Origin of the sequence: Paenibacillus sp. DS2015, assembly GCF_050433705.1 — a bacterium.
Taxonomy (GTDB): Bacteria; Bacillota; Bacilli; order Paenibacillales; family Paenibacillaceae; genus Paenibacillus_AQ.
Window position 1 is genome coordinate 1 of sequence record NZ_JBNPWS010000036.1, and the last position, 26,202, is coordinate 26,202.

Below are 26,202 nucleotides of genomic sequence, written 5' to 3' on the forward strand. Positions count from 1 at the left end.
ACAAGCGAGGTGTTTTTGTCAATACGGATAAATTTATTGATTTCTTCTTACGGTCTTAAGGGTTTAAGCTGATAATCCAGCTGCGAAAGTTGAGTTAATAAAATTTTGGAATTCCTCTTGTCGGATCATCTTTAATATCGAAATTGAAATATTGAGCATCCACCACTCGTTCGTTTTCAGTTCTTTCAATTATATAGTAGTCAATTTGAAATATTTATCGTTTTATGTATTATTAAATAAAAATATCAAATTTAGTTTCTATACTTCTACTTATTTCCTTAATTTCTGCAATTCCCTGTTCATAAGTCCGACAAAAACACTCTTATTGAATCCGTCCATTCCATATGGGGGCAGAATGTTATTCCTTTATGAACTCGACACCTGATCGCATCGATCGCATCCAACCTTATAATGAAAAAGAAACCTCGGCTAGCATTTAAGCTAATCGAGGTTATTCATTTAATGATTATACCGCTTGGAGATTTTCAGTTTCAATATCACTCCTGAACTAATGGGGTACCTGTGATCCAAAATCATCTCGGCTCGACTTGTCCGCGTTGTAGAATACTACGTCTCCATCTATCAGATGAAATCGATTGCCATAGGAATCTTGGATGTTGTGATTAAATCCTTCCATTCTCCACTGATTGTTCCTCTGTACCCCATTCACCACTTTATTCATCAGGGGAGCATTGATATATTGTAAGTGTGGATTCGCTAAATCTCCTTGTTGTATGGATTCAATATTGAAGTTCACTACAATATATCCATCTTTCAAGAACATCGATGCCTTTTCATCAAAAGGACCATTCTGGTACAGTTTGATCCCTTGCTTCACGACGTACGTATCCGCTGGAATGCTATATTCTCCATACCAATGTTGGATCGCAGCCAAAGCTCGGTCTGTATTGACAGATGATGGAATGCTACTTTTAGGTCCTATAAATGTTCGTAGCTGTTCGGGTAGTAATAACAGATCATATCCACCCACAGGTGTTTTTTGCTTCGTACTCTTGTTGATATAGTTCTCTACGAATTGGTTCATAGATGTATTGATGAGTTGGCCTGAAGTATAGTAGTTCCTATACTTAAATTCAGCAGTATCCGTTAACTCCTCATTCGGTACATTTCGCATTCTTTCGTTCATCAGGACATATCTCTTGACCTGGTCATCATTCGAACCTATTTTCACAAAATTTTTGTCGCTTGCATGATAATATAAATCCACCGGCGTGGTCATTGTTCCATCTTTACTTACATAATTAAAGGTAGGTGTGATCCGAATCCCATCTGTGGGACCAAACATATTTCCTTTGGTCTTGAAATCAAATTTGTAGTGGTATCCTTGCTTAATCGCCACGTTTTTAAACCCCTGTATGGGATGACTTCCGGGAAGAATGGGTACTGTAAACTTCGAATCGTTCCCACGTGGGTCGCCATCAATACTATTCATTCCCACCCAATAGGAGATTCCTGTTTGTTGGAGGCTTCCTTTCCGTGTCCGGAAGACCGTTTCCCAATTGTAATCCACTATATCTGTGATGTGGAAATCATATAACCTTCCAATCACCTCTACCGATATTTCATCTGTAGCCACATGATTTCTCAGTTCCGTGTTGGCGTCCGGTTGAACATCGAAATCTGCGGGTGCATTCTCAGCAATATTTCGGAGCAACACCTGGTAATTTCCTTCATCCACCCATACCGGTAAATAGAATGCAGTATCTAACTGGTTAACCGGAATATCTATCCAGGTATTCTTAGGAATAAACTGGGTTCGACTTCCATTGTATACATCGAACGGAAACCATACCTGTTTCGTTCGATAATACTTGGCGTAATCCCGATCTCCATAACCCGGATAATTCACATGTTGCCCCTCCGTAGGAATTCGGACGGTGAAAGGTCTCTCCAATATAAAAGCCGCACGATTATAATTCGGGTTTGTCTTCTGATTATGTTCTTCATCATCGGTCACGGAGGAATAATTCACCACAGGTGTATGTACTGTCACCGTATTGATATTATTGATAGGGAAGTCCTTTCCACCACTGCCTCCTACATGACCGTCTAGGAGATCATAGAATATCGTGCCCGAACTTGGCGTATTGGCTTTGTTGATAAGCGTTTTAATAATGAGTTGGTTATCCATGTATAGCACTCTGTTACCGATCATAGGAGACTCAGGAATCTTTCCTGGCGTAGGGGCTTTTTTAATAACCTTGTCATCTTTCATGATGATTTCCCCATTAAAGTTCACCTTATCATTCTGAACCTCGGCATCCTGAGTTTGAGATTCGGCCATTCCGAGTAACAAACCTGAATGATCATCTGGAGAAGGTCTAGAATATCCTCCATCTTGTATTGGTGGAGTGAATGAAATAGTTCCTGTTTCCTTTGGATATACGTGATCTCCTACAGGATCACTCTGCTTCGTTTCCAATGTTGGCGGTATATATCCCGTTGGATTTAACGTCACCGTACCGCTAGGTAGGGCGTAATTGCTCATGATTGCTTTGTTGATGATATAAACTTCTAAATGATTGATCGTCCAGTAGTCATAATCGCGTGTGAAACTGAATGAATAATTCTTGTCCTCCGTTTCAGACATTTCTTTATCATCTTGAGGTATTGCTTCCCCGTCGGCTCCTATTATATCATCCTGCTTTTCTTTCCAAGTCAGTACGTAGGTGAGATCTACACTACAATCATAGTTAATCTTCCCGACTTGATTTCCGAATGTGTGCTGAAACAGATAATTCAATCCTAATGTATTCGCGTATAGATAGTCTGAGGTAGGTATACCTTGTCCAACATCGAAGCTATAGGGTGAGTTACTAGGATCATCCGCTTTGATCACACCTGTTGCCTTAGGGTCCATAGAGATCGTCTGTGGTGCAGCTATTTGGCTTGGTGGCTGAATCGTCCACGTACAGCTTCCTGCCCCTCCTGGCGTATCTTCTCCATCACCGTCTTTGACATAAACCTCATATGTATCTGGGTAGCGATACGTAAACGTTTTAATATCATATCTGTAAAAAGCAAAGTAATACATCATGGCTGCACCGGGGGTTCCTAAATTTACCCTTTCACCTTCATGACCATGATCCTGTGTGAATTCAATCTCTGCTTTATCAAGATTTAATACTTTCATACCATTAATTGTTGTGGTTGGATCTGTTGGTCCAGAAACCCCTGTGGGAGTTATTACTTCACCATTAATAGATTTAGAAACATTAATTCCATTTTGGAATGGATTGGCTGCTAGTAATGTTTCAGTACTATCATCTATATATTTTGTAGCAAACTGCCCATAATCGACGGACCCCACACTCACATAAGGATTTGCACGTGTGTAAGAAACGACCTGTGTAATAAATCGACCGGGCCACATATCCCTCGAAAATCCATTTGAGGTATCACTACCTGGTGTGGTAATAGCCCCAATAGTGTAGTTATCACCATCACCAGGTTTCCAGTGTACATCTCGACTTCCGCGTTCCCATGAAAACCATGATCCATTTTTTTCATTATCAGTTGATTTTACAGGTACCCCTTGTCCATTCAGAGTGATTTTATTTGTATACTTTTGTGAGTTTACAATTATAGGCTCCTGATATGAAACTCCATCTTTTTTCAAGACAATTTTTGTTATGATTTTTCCTGAACCTGCATCTAAGCTAAATGGTTTCGATTCTACCGTTTTTTCTTTGTAGAATACAGAACTATGCGACTTTTTAAGATTATCTGAATTAGCATTGTATATAATATCTGCTGTTTTCCACAATGTCTCACCAGCCACAGCTTCGATAGAATCAATAAACAATAGCTGTAGAATCGAACCAATTAAACAAGTCAGTAGAAAAACTTTCGTGAATTTTCTCGATTTACAAATCATATTGTTACCCCCTATTAGAATAATCCATTAATTTGAGGGCCTGATACTTTTAAAATTTCTTGTGACAAAAAGTTGTAGCTTGAAAATGATGGTATTCTAAGTTTAATTCTTAAGTCCGTACCTTGCCTCCATCCTTTTTTTGGAACAATAAACATTGATAAGTCTAATGCCTTATTTTCGAATACCCTAGCAACCATGTTTAATTGTTTTCCAGCATAAAAGAGATCCTCATTTGGTGAATTTAATCCAGTGAAGTCAAACGGTACATAAGGTTTATCAAAATATTTATCAGGAGCCTTATTGTATAAAACCTTAGTTTTATAATATAAAATATAACTATCCATAAATTTACTTACTGCTATCCCCTTTTGCATACTATGGGCTTCATTTTCCCATTTCAATTTAGATATTGCAGGTATCTGCTTCAAGTTCGGATCTTTCGGATCTTCAAGGTCAATCGCAATTAATTCTATAAGTTGCCCTTTCCAAAGACCATCTTTCGAAGTAATCGTCATCTTTTCTTCCTTCCAAAGTTCCTCAACATTCTCCGTCTTCCTTGAATCAACGAAGAACTCGGGCATAACCGTGAAAATATTAGTACCATGCCATACAAGTTCTGCACTGGATACCGCATACTTATCAACAGCCAATGTTTCACCATTGTTCACTTTCAGAATACGCTCTATAATCGTTACAGACTGTGCCCGAGTCGTCTTCTCATTCAACCCAAGTTGTCCTGCACCTAGACCCGTGATAAGGCCTTTTTTAGTAGCAAGATACATCCACTTATCTTCTTCTGTTTCAAGTTTACCTGTAGCACGTACCGCAACTTTGGCCATTTCTGCACGTGTCATCGCTTTATTCCACTCTGATTCCTGGTTATTAAAATCGCTAGTAAGATATAACTTGTTCTCCTCAGCTACTTTTACGTAGTCCTCATACCATTTTCCTGTTCCCTTTTCTACAGAAAGCCCCAAAGCTGTCACCGACATTTTCACAAATTCAGCCCTTGTCACTTCTTGATTAGGTTTAAACAATCCGCCTGGATAACCATCCACATAACCCTTCTCTACAGCCGCCTTTATAGTACTTTCCGCCCAAAACCCAGCTTTAACATCATTGAAACTGCTTACCGAAGCTGCCACCGAAACATTCGTTGTAAAGCTTGTCATACCAGAAAAAGCGATGCTCCCTACCATTAATAATTTCATAAATACTTTCACTTTCATCACACTCCTATGATCTTGGATAAATTACTAGAATCTCTAGCTTCTCAAAAAAAAGGATTGATCTTGCTTAGACAGTTTATAAACTGAGTATCGACCGTTATGCTTGCCGCTTGGCACAAGCTTACATGTCGAGTGAGCTCCACAGGCATACTTCGCGTGTAGTTCAACTAGAGGCTAGGCTAGGCAACGCGGGTAGAAGCTGCGAGTAGTTAAACTTGATTGTCATGGTTCCTTACATTTCGATATGAGGTATGTGTAGCAACCTTCATTCTGGATTACAAGCACTACTGTTATGTAGCTAGCTAAAGTACTTTGTTAGAGTAGATTCTTTAATCTATAACACTGTATTTGAGAAGATACGGCATAGTAGGACTTTTTAAGTATACTATAGTAATTTGGGATTATTTGTCGTATTATTTCTTATCAAATAAAATCCTAGTATCTATGTTTTTATATTCTCTACTTTTCTCCTTAATTTTTGCATCTCTTTGTTCATAAATCCGATAATAACCGTTTAATTAATAAAGTGAATAACTCTGATATAGGTAATGGGATGTCAAACTATATGTTGACTGGTCATCACCAGAATCTTCTCTTGCACAGAATCGTCGCTCTGGTCAGTTAATTTGCAGATAAAGGAATCTTTGTCCACCGCTATTACTGTAGTTGTTGTACTGTCTATTTTGAAAGTTGCGATTCATACCCTTCTCACCATCCCTATCGTTGTAGGGTATTTTACAGTTGCGAACAAATTTGAAAAAACCGTTAGAAAACGAAGATAGCAAAAAGCAGGTCAATCATGGTGGTATCTGACCATAATCGACCTGTTAGATATATCTGTATAGCGTTATTTAGGTTATGCTTTTCAAGCATTTATATGCGTATAAAGGAAATGAAGAAATTCCCGTAGCGTTATTACATAGGTTAAGTGTGTTATTGGTTGAATGATGGGTTCATTTGGCAGTGGATAGCTCCACCAAACAAAAGTTAAATGTTGTTAAATAGCCTCAATGCAACTATGTTTCCTGAGTTTCCAAAAACTGAAGCATGGTATAATCCTTCGAAGATATTATCTCTATGGAACTCTCCGACAAAGACATTGTCATCATTCTTCTCGCTATACGCATATCGAACCAGTATAATAGTGAGATTCTTGACATGCTTGTTTCGGCAGAATTCCTGTAAATTCCGACCGAATTCTACAATTGCACTTGGAATCTCCTCTAGCTCTAACCACTCATCAAATTCGCCTATAAATTCTTGATTTTGAATTTCAAAAGTAGTGGAATGCAAAAACCGATTGAGGTGAGATAACTTCTTCGATAGTATTTCACCTTCTGGTAGAACTCTGAAATTATTCTTTTCTTCAAAAACAGTTAGTAAATAAGACACATCAGCATTTTCATCCAAATCAAATGAAAGGAACTGGGTGCAGTCAAATATAACTTCCGCCATTATTTCACCCCATAGGGATGGCATAAATTTTAGCCACCCCATTTATTAAAGTCATACTACTATTTTCGATACTTTCCGTTGTTCAAATAGTCATAGAGCTGACTAATATCTTTTTTGCCGGGAGTAGTCATTCCTCCATTTTGTGTTTTAACACCTTGCCCCCAAATATTTCACCATTTTTGTTCACATGTCTTGTCGGTTGGTGAACGTGAGGTGATAGACCTGCGTGCAGTTCAATTCCATATCTTTTGAACTGTCCTTCAGGATTAGTACCCTTCGAATTGTTATTAAATCCCTTTGATTGTGTATGAAGTGTTGTTTCTTTATTAGCAGGAACGTTTTTCTTCACATACCCTTCAAATGTTCTCTCATCCCCTTGCGGTTTGTATCCTCTGGTTTCAAGACCTTTACCCTCAGGTAAACCATCACACTGCCCCTTCATTAATCCCATCGGGTCAATATAACGAATCGGATCTCCGTTTACATAGGCATAGCGGTTCAGCGTCTGTCCATCCAACAGATCTCCACGCAAGACATCTCGGTTCAAGAATCGTTGTAATACCGGATGGTAGTACCTTGCCCTCATATAATAGAGTCCATTCGGATCCGATTGCACGCCATCCCTACCATTATAACCAAACGGTTGATTTGTCTTTCCTTCGTGCTTTTCTAGCTCTCCATACGGTCCATAGGTATATCGGTCGCTCACGCTGCCTTGTTCATCCGTCAATAGGGTGGTACTTCCACGGAGATCACTGTGGTAGCTCTGGTAATTCCCCTGTGCATCTTCTCGTCCGATCAGCCCTAGACCATAGACATAGGTGGCTTTCGGGTTTCCCTCAGGATCTAACTCCATCAGTACTCGGCTTAATTCCGACACGGCATCGACCACATACCGAGTTGTCTTCCCTTTCCATGTCATGGAGGTCCGATTCCCCTGAGAGTCGTACGTATAAAGGGCTTTACCCGATTTCACCAGTCGGTTACGGGCATCATATTCATAGGATGCCATCGTCTGTCCATCGCTCATGTACAGCAGATTCCCGTCCGCATCCATCTCCACGGGATACCCGCCTATACTAAACAATCGGTTATCCTTGGTATATCCTACAGTTGGAAATTCTTCCTTGTCGCTGTCCATACGGTGGATCATATTCCGCTAGGAGTCCATTTGTTGTTAGCAACTCGAAGCCTGGTGGTGTAGTGGATGATATTCCATTTAAACTTTTTATTGCATTAGATTCAATTATTTTATTAAATACGGCAAAAAATATTATCCCTGTATACTACTCCCTGTAGGTATCATTAGCTAGGTCATACTAATTCTCAATTCCCTAAAGGTTAGAAGGATCAAAAAACCTCCGTTCATTCTTTGCGGAGGTTTTTCCTAAAGTTACTCTTTATTCATATCCTTCAGGTGGTGGCTTGAAGCAATAATTTCACGATTTCTATAATCCAATAATATATATACTAAGTTTTTCTCATCTCCCGTCACGTGGCCATGCTTCATTGCCTTGCCTAAATAACTGTTGCATATGCTCAGTTAGGGGTTCGTTGTCCGAGAACAAATCTGGAAATACACGTAACATTTGCGTAAGCAGTTCCGTCATCTTAACAGTGTCACATACGCGCACAACGGCATCACCTAATTGTCCATATACAATTGCACCTTTCTCCACCAATATGTCTTCAACCTTCCAGAAATACTCTGACCATGACTCTCCACAATGCCTACGAGAGGGGACTTCAATGACTGTACCGTCACTAAGAACGGTCTGCAGATTCTCATGATCATCTGTCATTCTACCTGGAATATCAAGCCATTCTTCTACTCCATGCATAAAAGTATTCCTACGTAAGTCCACACCCAGAAGTAGAATGGTCGCTTGTCGATCTAACAACTTGCCCCAAGCTGAACCTCTCGCACAAGGCGTATCAAACTGCTCATCACCCGTAGTGAATGACAGCGCATCCTGACCCAGAGCTGCCACGGAATGTGTTGGATGCCAAGACCGAATGACACCTGGGCGCTTACGGAAAAGTTCTGGAATAATGCCGATACACGAGGGTGATTCTTCCACATAAAATGTAGGATTATTTGCATTTATATTAGCCCATGTATGCGTAGGAAGAACAAGCAGCCCCTCTTTCATATACTCTTCCAAAACGTTAAGGACCGTATTAGCTCCTCCGTCTACCTCACCCATGCTTTTTAAAGAAGAGTGAACAAGTACGACACCCTGTTGATTAATTCCCATCTGATGTAACTGTTCTGATAGGCTAATGTGTGTATGCATAAATCACAACCTCCTTGATGTTGTTGTTTCCTTTATAGGGTTAAGCTTACATGGCTATCTAATTAAGTTCAACCCACTCCCGACTCGTCCTTTTCTCGCTAAAAAATGCACCCCTTAGATATTCATTGGATTAACCTAGAGGGTTCTTCAATGAATATTCTATGAGGTGCATCTCTTACATGAGTTCTACTTCCAAATTCCGTCGGCGATCTCTCTGATAAATCCAAGCGTTAAGTACTTATATTCCACTTACCATTCCGTTATTGCCTGATGAAGAGCTTCAATATAAGCTGTTGCAAGCTTTGAGAGAGAGGCATTCTTATGACTTATCCAACCCACACTGATCGTTTCGTCACAATCCAAAGGGACAGGAATAATTTCATTACCATTCAGATCAGCACTAAGCACTCCCGTAGAAATCGTATAACCATTCAAGCCAATCAATAGATTGAAAAGTGTTGCCCTGTCATTTACACGAATACTCTTCTTATGCGATAAAGTGCTAAGAATCTCTTCGGAGAAATGAAAAGAATTGTATTCACCCTGTTCAAAGGACAGATAAGGATAAGGCTCAAGCTGGTCAATAGTAACTATCGATTGCTGCGCTAATGGGTTATTAACACTAATAAAAATATGCGGCTTAGCTGTAAACAAGCTGTTGAACTTCAGACTTGCAGATGTAAGCATCTTGTTAATCACCTTGGTATTGAATTCATTAAGATACAGTATCCCAATCTCGCTACGCAGAGTCTTGACATCCTCGATAATTTCATGCGTTTTTGTCTCTCGCAGAGCCAATTCGTATTCATCCAGTCCATATTCTCGAACTAGATTCACGAATGCATTCACAGCAAAAGCATAATGGTGGGTAGATACTGAAAAATGCTGGGGTGAGGGCTTTCCATCCAAATAACGACTTTCTAGTAGTTCTGCCTGTTCGATGACCTGTCGCGCGTACCCAAGAAATTCTACCCCTTCTATAGAAAGTGTAATGCCTTTATTGGTTCTCTCAAAAATAGTGATTTGAAGTTCCTCTTCCAAATCCCTTATCGCGTTAGAAAGGCTAGGCTGGGATATAAACAACCGCTTCGCAGCTTCATTCATCGAACCCCGATTAGCGATTTCAATAGCATATTTCAGTTGTTGTAGAGTCAATAGATTTAATCCTTTCTATGTTCCCATCAATCTACAGGGAAGCATGAACCCTTTGTATGGTTTACATTATATATCAAATTCGAAGTCCGATAAAAATTCCAACCGAAATTAACTATCCAATAAACAAACTCACCATTCCGCACTCCCTAGTCTTTGTCCCGGCAGCTCCATCATCAGTACAGCGTCCGTAACCGCCTATGCAGGCGCTCCTCTTCTCGTCGATTATTCTTCAACCAAAGGAGCCGTTGTGTCCTTTACACGTTCCTTATCACTGCAATTAGTTGATCGGGGAATACGCGTCAACGCCGTGGCACCGGGTCCCATATGGACGCCGATGAAGCGTGCAGGTCAGCCGTTTGAACTCGCCCCATCATACATTTATTTGGCTTCGGACGACTCGTCATTCATGACTGGTCAGGTACTGCATGTTAATGGCGGCATCATGACGGAAACCTGATTAGAACCAGCCAATGGGATCACGATCTCATGTCACACAATGAGATTTCCATGTTGAGTACATTGTACACATGACTATGGTTAAGCAGAAGCACTAACCCCATGTTGTAACCTCATATGGGACAGTCTTCTGCTGGTGCCTTTAGCATTTTGGATGAAGAGGACGAGGTGGGGCTATCTTTCTAAATTTCCAAGCAACTCCCCGTCGGTAAATACATTAAGTTGTCCCCCATCATTGTTTTCAGCATATGGTAAGCTTTCTTTCCTGTACAGTGACATGTGAAGAACTGGGTTTGTTTTGTACTCAATTGGTTAGCAATACCCTTGATCAACTCTTCACTCTCACTTTTCCGTGAAACGGGATTAAATAAATGGAAGCCGGATATGACAACATCCATATCAGAATCACAACATTGTTCAGCATTATTCAGAATATTCACTATCCCATTATGAGCACAACCTGCAACTAATACTTTTGTATTATCCGCTGTAATGATCAAGTTTTGTTCATGGAGAAATGTATCTTGCAGATATTTACCATTCGTTTTTATGTAAAGTGAATCATTAGACTTCGAACATAGCTCATGTTCTTGAATATTAGAAAACAATTGCAACTCATCATCGATGATATAGTCATCCTCTATTAGAATAAATCTATCGTTATTCGCTAAACTTCTATCGAGACCAATATAATATTTAAATCCTATGACACTAGTGTAATATTCTTGAAAAGCTAATTGGTGAATATAGATCTTAGCTTTACTATTATGTTGTAGAAAGATTCTTAATGCACCCCCATGATCTTTATGACCATGAGAGATAACCACAATATCTATATCCTCAATATCCACACTTAATTTAGAGGCATTTTCTAAAAAGAGTTGATCAGAACCTAAATCGAAAAGTATCTTATGCTTTTGTGTTTCAATATATACACATAGTCCATGTTTAGAACGATATTGTGAAGAAATCGTAGTGTTTTCAACTAGAACTTTTATCTGCATGGGAACTCCTCCATAACAAGTGATTAATTTCACTAAGTGTGGCAAACTACACTCTTTCGTCTAAAACCGCTTCAAGTTCACAAATCATATTGTTAAAAATACGAATGGAATCCGCTGGTAACTTTTCTATCATGATTGATAATCTCTTATAAAATAAGCGATGATACTCTAAATGGGATTCATAAACCACTCTCCCTTTCAGTGTAAGATTCAAAACCACTTCGTTCTCTGTTTGGGGAGAGGCCTCCTTATTCACCAGCTCTTTTTTACATAGTTTATTGATCATTTGCGAGACTGCGCCCTTGGTTACTCCCTGGTATTTAGCTAACTGCGTAATGTTAACATCTTCATGTTTCCCGATCACATCAATCGTATGGACTTCGGAAGCATGAAGTAGAATATCAGTTCCATAATAATTAGGTTTTTTGTCGTTTGCGATATATTTATTTACTACTCTATCAAAAATCTCAACAAGCTCTTCGACTGTCATGGAACTCTCCATAAAACCCTTCCTCTCTATCTGTTTAGCTACTAAACACACTGTATATTGTATTATTTGATAAGTCAATAGCTCATCATCACACATAATAACTCTTTACAATTCTAAATAGATTGTATAATATTCAATGTATATCACATGATACATAACATATGATACATTAAGATAAGAACAAGGAGATCCTTATGGCACCCAAGAAAAAATTCACGAAGGAAACGATCATTTCAGTAGCCTTTGACATTGCGAAGGCAGAAGGTATGGATCATATCACAATAAGAAAAGTGGCTGAGCACATGGGAAGCTCAATCGCTCCTATTTATGTGAACTTCACTGATATCGATGAGCTTAAGAAGGAAGTAATGAACAGAATCCATGAGATTTCCCAGCAGATGTTAATGACGCAGTATAGCCCAGATCCATTTCTTAATATCGGCATTGCCAGCCTAAAATTTGCTCGAGAGTATCGCGTTCTTTTTAATGACATGGTCATGAATAACAATGTTTACTTGCAAGATGTCCAGCCGCCAATGGGAACCATTCTCGAACAGATGAAGCAAGGACCAGAGCTTGAGGGATTCTCTGATCAGGATATAATGGGAGTTTTGTTCAAGATGCAAGTATTTCAAATGGGTCTATCCGTCATGGATGTCAACGGGTTGTTTCCAGCAGATGTTAATGAAGAGAAGTTAATCGAGATGATGGAAAGCACAGGCAAAGATATTATTGCTGGCGTTCGCTCGCGCAAGAATGGAACGTTGAAGTGACACCATTCAATTTAGGAGTGATGTGTACATGAATAAGAACAACGTTGAAGCCTTAATGGCAGACCTTTTTAGAAAGACAGTACACAAGGATCCTAGAATATATAATGCTTATATGTTAGTCCATTCGGATAAACTCGGCATCCACTGGAATAGGGCGGAGGGTTCCACGGGCAGTATGACCGCAAATACCCAACAACCTTATTTCATTGCTAGCATTGGAAAGCTGTTCACAGCCGTATTGATTGGCCTATTCGTTGAACAGGAACTGCTATCCTACGAAGATACCCTCTCTACATATTTGGATCAAGACCTCTTGCAGGATCTACATATTTTCAAAGGAACCGATTATACACACGATATCCAAATTAAACATTTATTGAATCACACGTCCGGCCTGAACTGCTTTATCGAAGATCAACCTAAACAGGGTAAATCTTTACTTGATTTGGTTTTCGATGAACCCTCCCATTTCTGGACACCACAAGCAGTCATTCAATGGTCTAAAGAGCATTTGAGATCACATTTTCCTCCAGGTAAAGGATTTCATTATTCAGACACTGGCTATAATCTATTGGGATTAATCATTGAGAAAATAACATCGCAACCCTTTCACGAAGTTCTTCGGCATACTCTATTTGAACCGCTTGAGATGAAACACTCGTATCTTTCTCATCATTCTAAATCTACGACACCAAGCGAATATCCCATGGCTCAGTTCTATGGACGAAATATCAATATCACAGACTATACTAGCCTTAGTATTAGTTATGCTGGAGGTGGAATTGTCTCTACGAATGAGGATTTACTTAAATTCATGAAAGCACTGGTACATCATGAGATTCTTAGAGAAGATACTCTGGCAGATATGAAGAAAGATTGGGCGAAGTTTTTCATAGGTATTGATTATGGCTATGGAATAATGAATTATAAAACCGTTCCGTTATTTATGCCAAAAAGATATAATGTATGGGGAAATGCCGGATCAACCGGAACGTTTATGTTCTACCATCCAGTCATGGATACTTATCTAATTGGCGGTCTGAATCACTTTCGTTACAATAGAAAAGGAATACGTCTAATGCTTAAAACCATTGATATCCTTGCGAAATGTGATGATCGTTAGAGTCCATTATTAAGAGAACAGCTGGGCAGAAGAAGTTAATCTTCTTCTGCCCAGCTGTTCTCTTATAACGTATCGTCGCTAATTACGGCGATCTTGATCAGTACCAGTATCCGCAGCCACTTCTTCTATTCTCTCCTATAATCTTCCTAGGTCGGTTCCTTTTCCCCTTTTCCTGGAGCGCTTAGATTTGAATCGCCATAGGATCAATGCCAACAGTAAAATTACAACACAGAGGACAATCGTGATGTTGTTCTCAAATTGGATAGAAAAGAACCCATGGACAAATAAGGATAGAATGAAGAAGTAAATCATATTTCCGGTTATTGTGCCGAGTATAAATTTCCCTAAAGAAACGGTACTAATACCCGCTAAGATATTAATCAGACTGGTAGGAGCAAAGGGAAAAATCCTCCCTAAAAATACAAATAGATAACCTTTGTTTTCTACCGCACTCCACTTTTGGTATTTGGGATTAAGATGCTTCAACAATAGATCTTGAAACCAATACCGCGACATTAAAAAGACCGCAACACCTCCTATAACACTTGTTATCCAACTCCATAAGTAACCGTTAAAGAGTCCAAACAAGGAAATATTCAGTGAAATCACCAGAATTAAAGGAATGATCGTGAATACATTCTGTATGATCATTATAACTAACGTAATGAGCAGAGCTATATAAAGGTTCCCATCGGACATTTCACGAATCGTATTCAAATCAACCTTTACTAACGCCGACAAAATACCCGATTTCAATAGAACAATAACAATGATAATTAGGGAAACAAAAGAGACGATGCGTATTTTTTTATGAATTGAAGATTTCCCCCTAGGTTATAATATATATGATTGTGCATCCTCAGGAGTATCTCCTGATCTTACTCTTTATATAATGACTACTATGATTATAACAGTACTATATAAACTCAAAATAAATTAAAACAACTTCGTTGTCATACTAAAAGGACTGCTCTAGGAACAGTCCTTTACTTTCACCCATCTAGCGAGTCTTATTGTTGTTTTAAATCAAGCATCTGTTGTAGCAGTTGTTCTACTTGTTGGTCGGGAAAGGCCTCTAATAATATCTCCTTAAAAGTTCCTTGTGCCCTGTCCAGCTTGTCTTGACCCAGCGGTGTCAACGCAGTATAGATGCTTCTTCGATCTTGATCACACGCATGTCTTTGTAAAGCTCCACAGCCCTTTGCTTCAAATCGGCTAACCAGCCTAGAGACGGCGCTCTGACTTAAGCCGACCATGGATTCTAATTGTTGTAATTTGAGTTTCTGCTCTGGTGCTTCAGACAGGAATAACAGCATATAAAATTCTTTTAAAGACAACTGGTGCTTCTCTTGCAAATTCGCTTCCAATGTATTGGCAACGTTCATTTGTATGTGCGTTAAAGTGAACCAGCTAGTTATAAGGTCATTGTTAAGGACATTCTTCATCTCACAATTCCTCTCCTGTGTGTAAAGATAGTCATGAATTGATTATTTTTCTTAGCGTATTATAACATTACAACACCGATTTTGTATAAAAGAAAGAGACCCGCTTAAGCTAGCAAAGCCGGTCTCCTTAGAAGGAAATCATGACATTCCGATGTCGTCCTTATCTTGATATTCGAGGATATCCAAGTTCATACTGTTTGGGAATGTCTGTCTCTTTATGAAGTTGAACCGCCGCTTCTAAAGCCCAGTAAGGGTTTCTCAGCATTCCCCGTCCTACAGCAACAAGGTCAGCATCTTCATTACCGATTACAGCATTGGCAAGCACAGCTTCATCCAATCTTCCAACCGCAATAACCGGTACTTTCAGATTATGTTTGATTTCTCTGGCTAAGGAGACTTGATAAGCTGCATGCGTTCCTGGTTTCCCAGCAGCTGCAATAGGACCTTCACCCCCAGCACTCACATGGAACATATCTGCTCCAGCCTCTTTGTATGACTTGCTGAACTCCAAGCTCTCGTTAATGCCATATCCCCCCTCTACATATTCCTTAGCGGAAATACGCATGATTAAAGGCATACCTGTTGGCATTTCACTTTTCGCCGCACGTATGACTTCTTCTCCGAATAAATTTAAATTTTGTCCATATACATCCTTTCGACGATTGGTTAGAGGAGAATGAAACTCATGAATGAGGTAACCGTGCGCTCCATGAAGCTCTATCACATCCACTCCCGCTTTAATAGCACGTTGTACACCCATTCGGAACTTTTCGACCATTTCTTTTACTTCTTCAGTCGATAATTCCCTAGGCGTTTTAGACTCAGTGTTAAAGGGAATTGCCGATGGAGCTACAGGAACCGCCGCATCTTCGGCCTTCCGTCCAGCATGAGCAATCTGGATACCTACTTTAGCGCCATAAGAATGGCATGCCTCAACGATTCTCGCTAAAGCCGGAATATGTTCGTCGGACCAGATCCCAAGATCAAAATCGGTAATTCGACCATCAGGGTCAACATCGGTCATTTCTATAATAATTAAGCCTGCTCCACCTACTGCTCGACTCACATAATGCATATAATGCCAATCCGTAGCGATACCGTCTTTATTGCTTACTGAATATTGACACATCGGTGGCATAACCACACGATTCTTTAGTTTCAACGCCTTAAGTTCATAGGGTGTAAATAGATCTTTCATAATCTCTCTCCTCTATGTAGAACATCTAGTTTATTATGCTCATGTATACGAGCTTTTAAGTATAATTATTAAATGCATGCTCATGCATGTAATGAAGTATAATAAATATAATAGCATCTGTCAACTGATCTTACGCTTTATCCGATCACTTGATCTGATGAATCGTTACCGATGCTACGCAACTATTTCACACCGTGATCGCGTATATTTTGCAAATTAGTATTCATCCCCTTTCTCAAAAACGTGTTAAAGATCCACATCTTAAACTTCAATTTATTATTTGAATATTGTAGAAATAACTCATCTGGAGAATCAAAAGTTCCCAAATGATCTATAACTGAGGCAAATTGTATAAACGTAGATTTTCCATTGAAGCATGTATTGAACCCCTCTTCTTTCTTAACGGAAACGCCATAACCGATCCATTTATCCCCTTGCTCACTAAGATGTTTCTTCGTTTGAGAGAGCAATTTATCGTCAACGATCACGCCCTCCAAGGCTAACCATTCGTTATTATACAGAATCTCTGTATATGCATGAATGATCTTGGCGGGTGCAAGCGTATAAGCGACTCCATTCAACGCGCCCTTCTGCATTTTTTTGTCAATAGTGAAGCCCTGAATTCTGCATGGTACTCCTATACCTCTCAAAAGAGCCATCAGGAGGATCCCTTTCGTATTACATTGCCCTAAGCCATCCCCCAGAATTTCAGTTGCGGTCAGAGCATCTCCACGATTGTAGCCGAATTTGATTTCATTCCTGACAAAATTATAGACTTCTGAAATCTGCTGCTGTAAAGAATCGATCTTTCTCCATTGATTCGATTCAATCAATTGTTCGATCATTGGATGACTGTAATTTAATAGTTGCGTTTCTTGTAAATATGTATTCATTCTTGATCAACTCCCTTAGCTATAGCTTAATGCTACCCAAGGTCGATGACTTTCAAATTTATGCTGTCTTTCATAATTTTCGTTAGCGACATACCCAATGTTTTTTTGGCTACGGCAGCCAAATGGGCGGAATGACTAAATCCAGCTTCATGAGCAACGTGGGTTAGAGAGTACCCCTTATTTATGAAGATAAAAGCACTTTTTAGTTTAAGTAAAATGACATAACTGCTATAGGCTACACCATACTCTGCTTTAAAGACTCGGGAGAAATGACTTGGAGAGTAATTCAAGCAGGCAGCCATCTCGGTTTGCGTATAGAACTTGCTAGCACTGCGCATTACACTTAACGCTTCATCGATCTGTCTGCGTCTATTATCCGGACGTATGGCATGAACTGTTGTATTTCTGTCTGCGAGCCCTTGAACAACTTTATACAAATGCTCGGATGATTCCATAATTCCATAGTCCATCCAGAGCTGGTCTATACATACATACGGTCTCCCTACTAACCAACTAGCATCACAATATTCATATAACGCAGAACTGGGGTCCACTAGCAGATTATGCGTTACAGTTCCTAAGGAGTTCACCTTGTGTGGAACATCTGTATCGATAATTACAAATGATGTTTGGAACATATGATCCGCTATCGTTATCTCCATCGGTTGCTTCTCAGCATATATAATCTGCAACAGATGATGGCGATGCTCCTCAGCGTCAAGTGAATCTATGGAGAATAGAACAGCTTCCTCTCTAAATAATAGATGTAACATTTGTCCTCCCCCTTCTACCGACTACTCGAGCAACTATTTCTTGCAATCCCTACTTGTAGATTATAGGAGTTCTAGTAAATACGAAGCAACATTTGTATCCGGCGATCCGTAAGGTCCCATCCAGATTCTCCTTCTTTAGTTGTTCCTGATCCTGCGTATTTTCCAAGAAGAGATTCGTATTTTTCGTAAGAACATCATACTTCACCTTAAAGGCATCAAGATCCTCAGGTGTCCATTCACCGAATGATGCGATTCTTTGCGTCTCTAGCTCCTCTTCAAGCTCGATTGCATTCAACAACATCATCAAGGCACTGGTGGTCAACGTGAACTGATCTTGATCGATTCCCTCCAATTTACTCTCAATCATCTTCGTGAAACTCCCCAAGAACTCGGAATGGAAGGCAACTTTCAGCGGCTTACCTCATGGTTCAGCTTCGGATATATGACCCCAACACTACTATCGAGTCCCTCGACGGATGGATCCATCGTAATGAACGATTCTAATCCCAGCAGATTACCTGATTGAATCTCCAACATGATTCCGTTATTTACGCTAATACCGCTATCCACGCTAAGTTCTACGGTGTCCCCAAATTTCTCGAGGTAGTACCGCATAATCTTATCCAAATTGTCAGCCACGAATAGATCTAACTTCGCATAAGCGGTATATTTCTGAATAACCAGTAAATTTGCATCGAGGCGCCAGTTCTTTCATTGTTTCATCCGCGGCACCGAAGGATGGGTCTTTGGAGGTATATTCCAATATTGTATCCACAATGTCAAAGGCTCCTTCAATTATCGGTGATAACACCCTACTATCAAATTTCTGGATATCAAAATTATTTTTGAAGGTCATTTCCTCCTCCCAACCAAAGTCCTCTGTATAGCTATACACATCCATATCCAGCCAACCCGTAATATAGTTACCTAGATCAACATAAGCATTGAATTTCTCCAATTCACTCGCCTTACTAATCTCCTCTTCCTGATTTCCTCTAATTCCTATACTGACTCCGATTATGATCTTGCGTACCGATTACGTTGTCCATCCTCGTAAGAACAAATAGCGATATCATCTGGAATGAGATATCCTCTCGATTTGAGAAGCATTTGCACGGTATACGCTTCTTCCATCGTCAATGCGATAATAACATCAGGGACGACCTTGCGTTCATCCAACAGAATAGAAACCGCATGTTGTGTCCTTTCATACATGTTCAGCCCTTTCAGTTCCAACTCGCTGACATACAATTCGGGATCAAACAAACCCTGCTTAACTAATGTCCGCTCATAAATTTCATTTCTACCGTCATAAGACCAAGGACAAATATATGCTATCTTCTTGTATCCATGATACCGAATCAGATGCAGAATAAGCTTTTGTAAATAATAGCCCCCATGCATTGAAATTGCTGGGAATATGTTCGACTTGCTTCCCGATACTGAACATTGGCACTTTCACCATTTGCCATAACATCTCAAGGTTCTCACCTTGAACAGGAAGTGTCCAACCAAGAAATATCAATCCGTCGAGATGAAACTCCTTTATCAAGTCAGTGATCACAAGATGTTGAGACTCTACGTCCAATAACTCGTTAGCATTCATATAACCAAACCGAATCAAATTAGCATCGTTTTTCTCGCATGCATCAGAAACTCCTTGAAATAGGTAGCTAACATTTTCATTCTTCAGCCAATTGTTCTCTGCCATTGATCCTATTGTAAGCCCTTTCAGGATACTCGTCTCCTTCATGTTAAATAGATCACAATCTACGAGTTTACGTCACACCTAAAAACTATAAAGCCGTTAAGATTAGGTGACTCGTTTCTTCACTAGATAAAGATAAACTTCTATAGTACTATTTCACGAAGGAAAAGAGTATCCATTTATGCAAGAAGAACCATTTCTTTACATGATGAGTGAAAGTAGGATGATTATGAATGCTAGAACAACACGGAAGAAGAGTACCTACTATTAATTGAACAGAACACTGACGCCTGATGACGTTACCGTGCTTTTCGTATGATTAGGACAAAATAAGGCAAGCAACGTCGCATGGGTGGCGAACGCTACTTGCCGATAATCTGGATATCTTGTGGATTTCACACTCGCTCTCTATGCTACAAAACGGCTGGGAGTAAAAAAAGCAATAGACTGCAAAGGACGGATACACTTATTAGGACCGCATCAGAGCGACCGAAACGAAGACGGAAGCCGAATGATGGCTTGCGCTTCGTATAGCCGAAGCCGCGCGCCTCAAGCGCGTCAGCCATTTGCTCCGCTAAGCGAAGAATCGAACGAACGTAAGGAATGATGACCGATCTAATCGTTCTAATGGGTACAGATCGCAGCGGTGTTACCGCCTTACCCCTCGCATGAGCAAGCTTCGCGAACCTTTCCCATTCCCCTGTTAATAAAGGAATAAAGCGAAAAATAAGTGTAACGAGTAGCGCAAACGAATAAATAGGCAACTTAAAGCGGCTTAGCCAGCCGAAAGTCTGCTCGATCGCACGCTGTAGCCTTAGAGGTGTCATTAACTTCAACAACGGCATACCCAGCAGCATAACAAGTAGTAACTTGCTAAGACGAAGTGCCGTCGGAAGCGTCTTCTCCCAATCCACATCGAAAGGTTGGAAGGATACTCCTGAAAAAATACAAAAAACGACAATGATAATCACATATGCGCGAATAACTCTCATCCATGGCCGAATCAGCGCTCGAAACGGCGTTAATAAAGCTGCTATGATTACCGCTGTAATCAATAGCTGCAGAAAGCTCCTTTGTGCTAGTACACCCGCTGTGAGCAACAAATACATCATGACGAGCGCTCTTGGATCGTAGCGGGTCCCGCACTTCTGCTCGTTTGATAGGGATGGAGATGTCTCCATATCTGAACTAGGAGGCTGTTGATCTGCTACTTTCGACTCATCCACCTTATTTATTTCAGCGCGAGATTGCTCGAGCACGCGCGCTGGTCGCGCAAGCTCGGCAGCAATCACTGCAGCAACTTCGTGCGGCTCCGGCCACGGCGCACCGCCGTGCTGCGGTAAGGTTTCCTGCGGCGGCAACGCCACCACACCAGCGGCACGTAGCTTCGCTAGCGCATGCAGCGCCTGTGGTGCATGCGCTATCGCCGCTGCAGGAGCCGCTTCGCGGACTACGCCGCCGCTAACGACGGCGACCGCGTCCGCGAGCGGCAGTAGCGCGTCTAGGTCGTGCGTTGCAACGACCGCTCCGCGCCCTGCAGCCCTGTGCGCCTCAAGTACTGCGCACAGGCTACGTATCCCGGCAGCGTCGAGCCCAGCTGTCGGCTCATCCAGCAGCAGCCAATCCGGTTCGCATGCCAGTAAACAGGCGAGCGATAACCTACGCTGCTGACCACCGCTGAGTGTCCAAGGGTCACGCTTCAGCAGCTCTTTCTTGAGACCGACCTTAGCCAGCGCTTCTTCCATTCGCTGCTCCACCGTATCCATCTGAACCTGATACGGCTTCAAGGAGTAAAGCATCTCCTCGCGAACAGTTGATGCAAACCATTGTGCTTCAGAATGCTGCATTGAAATACCGAGTTTCAGCGTCACATCGAGGTTATGTTTAGGCCTACGACCATGCTGTACCCATAACGACTCACCATCCAGCTCGATGCTTCCCTTGTGCAGTAAGCGAATACCGGCCATCGTCTCAAGCAACGTTGACTTCCCTGCTCCATTATGACCAAGCAGTAGCGTAATCTTCCCCGTTTGAAATTGTGCATCTACATCCTGAAGCAGTACTCGATGATCTGCTCCCTCAGCACAAACGGTTACTCCATGAAGCTTCCAATCACCGCTCATCACTACTCACCGCCTCTGCAAGCATATCGGCAGTGAATGGAAACGGCTGTAGCCGAACTCCCAGCAGCTCCAGCTCCCATGCAACTCGGGCCGCATAAGGGGCCTCGAAGCCTAGCTGCTCACATACACTCTCTGTATGACCGTTTATTGATCGAGAGAACCAACCCTCAGGAAGTCCATCATAAGCAATTTTGCCGTCATTCATAGCAACAATTCGATCCCCAGGTCTTAATTCCTCCAGCTTTTGCGTTATCCAAATGACAGTTACCCCACTCTTATGGAGTGCTCGAACCCGCTCTAGTACAAGCATAGCAGCCTCTGGATCAAGCATGGCTGTTACTTCATCAAGCACAAGCAGCGGTGAGTGCGCGGCAAGGCAACCTGCAATTGCAACCAACTGCTTCTGACCTCCTGACAGTGTTTCGATCGGCTGATGCATTCGTTCACCCATACCGACTTGATGAAGCGCTTGCTCAGCACACGGTATGATCTGACTCCATTCCATTTCGTTCTGCTCCAGCATAAGCACAACATCTTCCCACGGCGTAGCACCGACCATTGCTGCCTCAGGCTGCTGCATCACTATAGGAATCCGATGGACTCCAGCGGCTGATTCTGCTCGAAGAATCATACTCCCAGTTACACCGGCCGTCCGAAAACCAGCGACAACCTTAGCCAATGTGCTTTTCCCGCTCCCGTTGCGTCCTACGAGTGTAATAAACTGTCCTCTATCGATACGAATGCTTACTTCCTTCAAAATAGGCAGAGCCTCCAACCTTTCAACCCACTCGGTTGGTGTAACCGTAACCTGCACTAATTCCACCAGACAATGTTGTTCCACAAAAATTTCACCCAACCTCTTCCCCAAAACGATTGGCTATGCTACAATTTCATTTGTTAACCAACATAAATATAAATGGTTAACGATTAAAATGCAACTATATAAAGGAGCTAACTCATTTTGAAAACCAATAATATCCGCTCACTCGTATTTATCGCTTTATTCGCAGCACTCTTTATTGTCATGAGCACGATCTCAATCCGATTAGGAGGAGGGTTAGTACCGTTTTCATTGCAGACCTTTGCCGTTGTATTATCCGGCCTTTTCCTCACACCTCGCAACGCTTTTCTTAGCATTTTTATCGTTATTGTGCTCAGCGCATTCGGTTTACCGCTATTCAGCGGCCAAGGTGGCTGGGCTACCTTAACAGGATACACAGCCGGCTTTATATTCGCCTTCCCATTCTGCGCGCTGCTCCTCAGTCTATCCGTAGGCCGTCTATTACAGAGCCCAAGCATCAAACAGAACAAAGTCATTGCCTTCATCGCGTTTTTTATTGTATTTGAACTATTTAGTTCATTTTTTGCTTATGTACCCGGTATCCCTTGGTTTATGCACGTATTGAGCATGTCACTGCCGAAAGCATTGGTTGCCAGCTGCTATCCGTTCCTACTAGGAGACGCCATTAAATCATTCGTCGGTGCCATTGTGGCAGTCTCCCTAACACCTTACATTGTCCATATTCGTACGTCAACGGTTAACAAACGCATGAAAGAAACTACGATTACGTTATAGTGGTTGTCAAAAGTCCTGTATGGATCACGAATTATCTAGAAAATGACGCACTATGATGTAAGAACCCATACCCCTATTACGAATCTCCAGAGCAATCAGTAAAATAAGCCACTTTACTCCGAAACGAGCGTAATCGTTTGGAGTAAAGTGGCTTTATTTAATATCCTTACAAATAGTTCTACTACGCCTAACTCTACAAATGTCAATCAAGTAGAGATGGTTTTAGGGAGGAAAACCTTACCCCTGACCTCATCGCTGCCAGCGATAGAGATCAGATAGGATTAAGTATGCTAAATTACGAACAATCCTTATTCTATAAGGGTTTGTAGCAACCATCGTATGATCCTTTTGGTTCTTTTATGATACTTGGTGACTGTTTTGGTCCCCAATTCGTCCCCATAATATAATGGACTATCTTTCCGCAGACCACATGTGTGGAGACGGTAATAGGGATATAGATAATCCTTTAAGTTAGATTGAATTTCTTAATAATCTCATTATTCAATTCATTTACAATATTCAAGAGGTTATGGCAATTTCTATAAATGTAATGCACCATGATATGTTCATGAGTATCCGCACCTTCAGCACCATAAATAGTACCAGGTCTCATATTATGAAAAATATTATCCCTATATTCAGCCAATACTTTAAAGTCATTATTAGCTGATAAATTGTTAATCATCTCAAACAAGATGGTATCAATTAATTTTTCTTCACTCTGAGGATTACTTACCACATCTTCAAAATAGTAGTGTTCTTTATTGTGTACAATCCCATATACCTTTGAAATTATCTTACCCAATTTATCAAAACATGCATAAGTTCTATATATTGCTGCATACACAAAGTACTCCTTATTGATAATAAAATCGGGGAATGGGTAATGATTTAATATTGATCCATTGAGACATCTGCCATAATCAAAAAAACATCTACTTGTCTCATGAAGCCTGAAAATTACATCTGTATGGTATGTGTAAATTTCTCTAAAGTATTCAATATTTTGTTGAGTTTTACTAGAATTAAAATTATTTTTTTGAACTTCTATTTTTTTTATCAGGGTTGAAACCTCATCATAAAAACCTTTAAATTCCACATCGAATGATAATGGTTTAAGATCGTCTATATCGCTTCTAATTTTGTGGAAATCAGAAAAATAGCTTTGCTTTAAACAATCGTATACATATATCTGATTGTTGTTGAGTGCAACTTTTTCATATATGGTTATGCTTTCTTCTAAAATGCTCAAAACAGTCTCTGCATTTTTCAATATATCATCGCAATCAGGAATTAATTCTAAATCAAAGTTATAATTGGGATCATATGTTTTATTAGTAGCACCGCTAAGTATTAAACTTATATGTTCGGAAATATCATGATCATTTTTTTTTCTACTTTCAACTATTTTTCGGAAAAATTGACTTCCCTTTAAATTGTTCAATAATTTAAAGGAATTAGTTTCTTTGAATTCCTCATTCTGTGTTAGTTTACTATGCAAATCCCAAAAAGAATTCTTCCTCATATTATCATATTCAACATTGAATAATACTGCTAGAACATTGATTACTCTTTCCCAAGCTCCGACTGTGTGTAACTTAGAATTATTCAAAAAAAACCTTCCCGAGTGAGTTTTACTATCATCAAAACGATCAACAGCAAACTCAAACAAAACTAACTCATTTAACGTTTTATTAATAAAAAAGTGAACGTCTTCGATCAAGCTCAACAAGATTTCTGAATCATTCAGACCCGACACTTGAATTTGACTATGTCTCTCAGGATATTTCCTGAAATATTTAATATCGTAATCATTCAATAATTCATCAATATAAACAGATTTATTAAACGAACTATTCATTCTATTAATTTGCATCCGAGAGTATATACTCTTATACTTATTGTTTTGTTTTAGAAGTTTCATTCTCTCTTCTACCTTTTCATTAATATCACAAAAACTTTCTTTTATTTCTTCTGTTGTATAATAACCTTCGAAGTCGTCTTCCTTCACGACTTTAGATATTATTTTTTCTGAAGTGATAGAATCACACCACTCTTCACACTCGGCAAAATTGTCGTGATCAATATGAAGAGTATATCCATCACACTCTGGACACTTATATCGTTTTCGATAAGTTTTTGATGAATATCTACTTCTGAACATCTTCTGCCACATGATATTTCTCCAATCTGTTTCTTTTTATTAATCATACCATATAATGATCTAATAATATGATCTTGCCATCCCCTTCCATCAGAGTTACCATACACACACTCGAATAATGGGGAGAGAATATCTTATGGTAGATTGGTTTAAGCAAGCATTGGATCAACGCTTTGATGAAATAGCGGGTGCTTCAGAAAAACAGCATGATATTCACACTGTCAGAATCAAGCTGAGCGATATTACGGATGATTTGAAGAAACAACTTGAACCAGAGGTGTTTTTGAAAATTCTTGAATGGGAAGAGACGATTAACCATAAGCAGACTAAGGAGAAAGAGTGGATGTATTCCGAGGGTATGAAGGATGGTATGAGGTTGATTCATTCGATTGGCTGCTTTGTAGGGGGGAGTCAATCTAAATTATGACGACTAAACAGCATG

The 26,202-nt window shown here is 40.3% G+C and carries 25 protein-coding genes and 2 pseudogenes; 5 read left to right on the forward strand and 22 right to left on the reverse strand.

The window, feature by feature from the left end; genetic code table 11:
• Positions 1-508: 508 nt before the first annotated feature.
• The 6 genes from J2T13_RS22375 to J2T13_RS22400 form a co-directional block, all read right to left on the reverse strand.
• Positions 509-3,898: a DUF5704 domain-containing protein gene (locus J2T13_RS22375; RefSeq protein ID WP_429374584.1), complete on the reverse strand. Its 3,390-nt coding sequence runs from the start codon at positions 3,896-3,898 to the stop codon at positions 509-511.
• A 14-nt stretch (positions 3,899-3,912) separates the two neighbouring features.
• Positions 3,913-5,121, reverse strand: coding sequence for an S-layer homology domain-containing protein (locus tag J2T13_RS22380; RefSeq protein ID WP_429374585.1), 1,209 nt, complete (start codon positions 5,119-5,121; stop codon positions 3,913-3,915).
• 993 nt (positions 5,122-6,114) lie between these two features.
• Entirely contained in the window at positions 6,115-6,582 is a 468-nt protein-coding gene (locus J2T13_RS22385; RefSeq protein ID WP_429374586.1) for a hypothetical protein, read from the reverse strand.
• A 127-nt stretch (positions 6,583-6,709) separates the two neighbouring features.
• Positions 6,710-7,723 (reverse strand): RHS repeat domain-containing protein, encoded by a 1,014-nt coding sequence (locus J2T13_RS22390; protein ID WP_429374587.1) that lies wholly within the window; start codon positions 7,721-7,723, stop codon positions 6,710-6,712.
• A gap of 340 nt (positions 7,724-8,063) precedes the next feature.
• On the reverse strand, positions 8,064-8,879 hold the full coding sequence (locus J2T13_RS22395) for an AAC(3) family N-acetyltransferase (protein ID WP_429374588.1): 816 nt from the start codon (positions 8,877-8,879) through the stop codon (positions 8,064-8,066).
• Between the two features lie 249 nt (positions 8,880-9,128).
• Complete coding sequence (locus J2T13_RS22400; RefSeq protein ID WP_429374589.1) at positions 9,129-10,034, reverse strand: LysR family transcriptional regulator; 906 nt, start codon at positions 10,032-10,034, stop codon at positions 9,129-9,131.
• A gap of 136 nt (positions 10,035-10,170) precedes the next feature.
• Here J2T13_RS22400 and J2T13_RS22405 point away from each other — a divergent pair.
• A pseudogene (locus tag J2T13_RS22405) lies at positions 10,171-10,491 on the forward strand (SDR family oxidoreductase); the annotation flags it as partial.
• A gap of 181 nt (positions 10,492-10,672) precedes the next feature.
• On the opposite strand, the gene J2T13_RS22410 reads toward J2T13_RS22405, so the two are convergent.
• Entirely contained in the window at positions 10,673-11,494 is an 822-nt protein-coding gene (locus J2T13_RS22410; RefSeq protein ID WP_429374590.1) for an MBL fold metallo-hydrolase, read from the reverse strand.
• A gap of 46 nt (positions 11,495-11,540) precedes the next feature.
• Positions 11,541-11,984, reverse strand: a complete 444-nt coding sequence (locus J2T13_RS22415) for a MarR family transcriptional regulator (protein ID WP_429374591.1) — start codon at positions 11,982-11,984, stop codon at positions 11,541-11,543.
• A gap of 194 nt (positions 11,985-12,178) precedes the next feature.
• On the opposite strand from J2T13_RS22415, the gene J2T13_RS22420 reads away from it, so the two are divergent.
• A complete protein-coding gene (locus tag J2T13_RS22420) occupies positions 12,179-12,757 on the forward strand; it encodes a TetR/AcrR family transcriptional regulator (RefSeq protein WP_429374592.1) in 579 nt (192 codons plus the stop codon).
• A 28-nt stretch (positions 12,758-12,785) separates the two neighbouring features.
• A complete protein-coding gene (locus J2T13_RS22425; RefSeq protein ID WP_429374593.1) occupies positions 12,786-13,880 on the forward strand; it encodes a serine hydrolase domain-containing protein in 1,095 nt (364 codons plus the stop codon).
• 135 nt (positions 13,881-14,015) lie between these two features.
• Here J2T13_RS22425 and J2T13_RS22430 read toward each other — a convergent pair whose 3' ends face one another.
• The 13 genes and pseudogenes from J2T13_RS22430 to J2T13_RS22490 all read right to left on the reverse strand — a co-directional run bounded on the left by J2T13_RS22430 (position 14,016) and on the right by J2T13_RS22490 (position 22,861).
• Positions 14,016-14,636 (reverse strand): TVP38/TMEM64 family protein, encoded by a 621-nt coding sequence (locus J2T13_RS22430; protein ID WP_429374594.1) that lies wholly within the window; start codon positions 14,634-14,636, stop codon positions 14,016-14,018.
• Between the two features lie 254 nt (positions 14,637-14,890).
• Positions 14,891-15,325 (reverse strand): MarR family winged helix-turn-helix transcriptional regulator, encoded by a 435-nt coding sequence (locus J2T13_RS22435; RefSeq protein WP_429374595.1) that lies wholly within the window; start codon positions 15,323-15,325, stop codon positions 14,891-14,893.
• A gap of 160 nt (positions 15,326-15,485) precedes the next feature.
• Positions 15,486-16,523 (reverse strand): NADH:flavin oxidoreductase/NADH oxidase, encoded by a 1,038-nt coding sequence (locus J2T13_RS22440; protein ID WP_429374596.1) that lies wholly within the window; start codon positions 16,521-16,523, stop codon positions 15,486-15,488.
• A 182-nt stretch (positions 16,524-16,705) separates the two neighbouring features.
• Complete coding sequence (locus tag J2T13_RS22445; protein WP_429374597.1) at positions 16,706-17,416, reverse strand: transglutaminase-like domain-containing protein; 711 nt, start codon at positions 17,414-17,416, stop codon at positions 16,706-16,708.
• Between the two features lie 32 nt (positions 17,417-17,448).
• Positions 17,449-18,189 carry an AraC family transcriptional regulator gene (locus tag J2T13_RS22450; protein WP_429374598.1) on the reverse strand — a complete coding sequence of 247 codons (741 nt, stop codon included), beginning with the start codon at positions 18,187-18,189 and terminating at the stop codon, positions 17,449-17,451.
• Between the two features lie 49 nt (positions 18,190-18,238).
• Positions 18,239-18,556 (reverse strand): hypothetical protein, encoded by a 318-nt coding sequence (locus J2T13_RS22455; RefSeq protein WP_429374599.1) that lies wholly within the window; start codon positions 18,554-18,556, stop codon positions 18,239-18,241.
• Positions 18,557-18,597: 41 nt separating this feature from the next.
• Positions 18,598-18,828, reverse strand: coding sequence for a hypothetical protein (locus J2T13_RS22460; RefSeq protein WP_429374600.1), 231 nt, complete (start codon positions 18,826-18,828; stop codon positions 18,598-18,600).
• Positions 18,821-19,147: a DUF3829 domain-containing protein gene (locus tag J2T13_RS22465; protein ID WP_429374601.1), complete on the reverse strand. Its 327-nt coding sequence runs from the start codon at positions 19,145-19,147 to the stop codon at positions 18,821-18,823. Before J2T13_RS22465 ends, J2T13_RS22460 begins: the two co-directional genes overlap by 8 nt.
• Before the next feature lie 59 nt (positions 19,148-19,206).
• Positions 19,207-19,404: a hypothetical protein gene (locus tag J2T13_RS22470; protein ID WP_429374602.1), complete on the reverse strand. Its 198-nt coding sequence runs from the start codon at positions 19,402-19,404 to the stop codon at positions 19,207-19,209.
• Positions 19,405-19,498: 94 nt separating this feature from the next.
• A complete protein-coding gene (locus J2T13_RS22475) occupies positions 19,499-19,942 on the reverse strand; it encodes a hypothetical protein (RefSeq protein WP_429374603.1) in 444 nt (147 codons plus the stop codon).
• Positions 19,943-20,310: 368 nt separating this feature from the next.
• On the reverse strand, positions 20,311-21,258 hold the full coding sequence (locus tag J2T13_RS22480) for an energy-coupling factor transporter transmembrane component T (protein WP_429374632.1): 948 nt from the start codon (positions 21,256-21,258) through the stop codon (positions 20,311-20,313).
• A gap of 246 nt (positions 21,259-21,504) precedes the next feature.
• Positions 21,505-22,020: pseudogene (locus J2T13_RS22485) on the reverse strand (ABC transporter ATP-binding protein); the annotation flags it as partial.
• Positions 22,010-22,861, reverse strand: a complete 852-nt coding sequence (locus tag J2T13_RS22490) for an ATP-binding cassette domain-containing protein (RefSeq protein WP_429374604.1) — start codon at positions 22,859-22,861, stop codon at positions 22,010-22,012. The gene J2T13_RS22490 and the pseudogene J2T13_RS22485, both read right to left, overlap by 11 nt.
• 120 nt (positions 22,862-22,981) lie before the next feature.
• On the opposite strand from J2T13_RS22490, the gene J2T13_RS22495 reads away from it, so the two are divergent.
• Positions 22,982-23,596: a biotin transporter BioY gene (locus J2T13_RS22495; protein ID WP_429374605.1), complete on the forward strand. Its 615-nt coding sequence runs from the start codon at positions 22,982-22,984 to the stop codon at positions 23,594-23,596.
• Between the two features lie 466 nt (positions 23,597-24,062).
• Here the strand turns inward: J2T13_RS22495 and J2T13_RS22500 are convergent, their stop codons facing one another.
• Positions 24,063-25,772, reverse strand: coding sequence for a Cthe_2314 family HEPN domain-containing protein (locus tag J2T13_RS22500; RefSeq protein WP_429374606.1), 1,710 nt, complete (start codon positions 25,770-25,772; stop codon positions 24,063-24,065).
• A gap of 124 nt (positions 25,773-25,896) precedes the next feature.
• Between J2T13_RS22500 and J2T13_RS22505 the strand changes: the two genes are divergently transcribed.
• Complete coding sequence (locus tag J2T13_RS22505; RefSeq protein ID WP_429374607.1) at positions 25,897-26,187, forward strand: hypothetical protein; 291 nt, start codon at positions 25,897-25,899, stop codon at positions 26,185-26,187.
• Positions 26,188-26,202 lie beyond the last annotated feature (15 nt).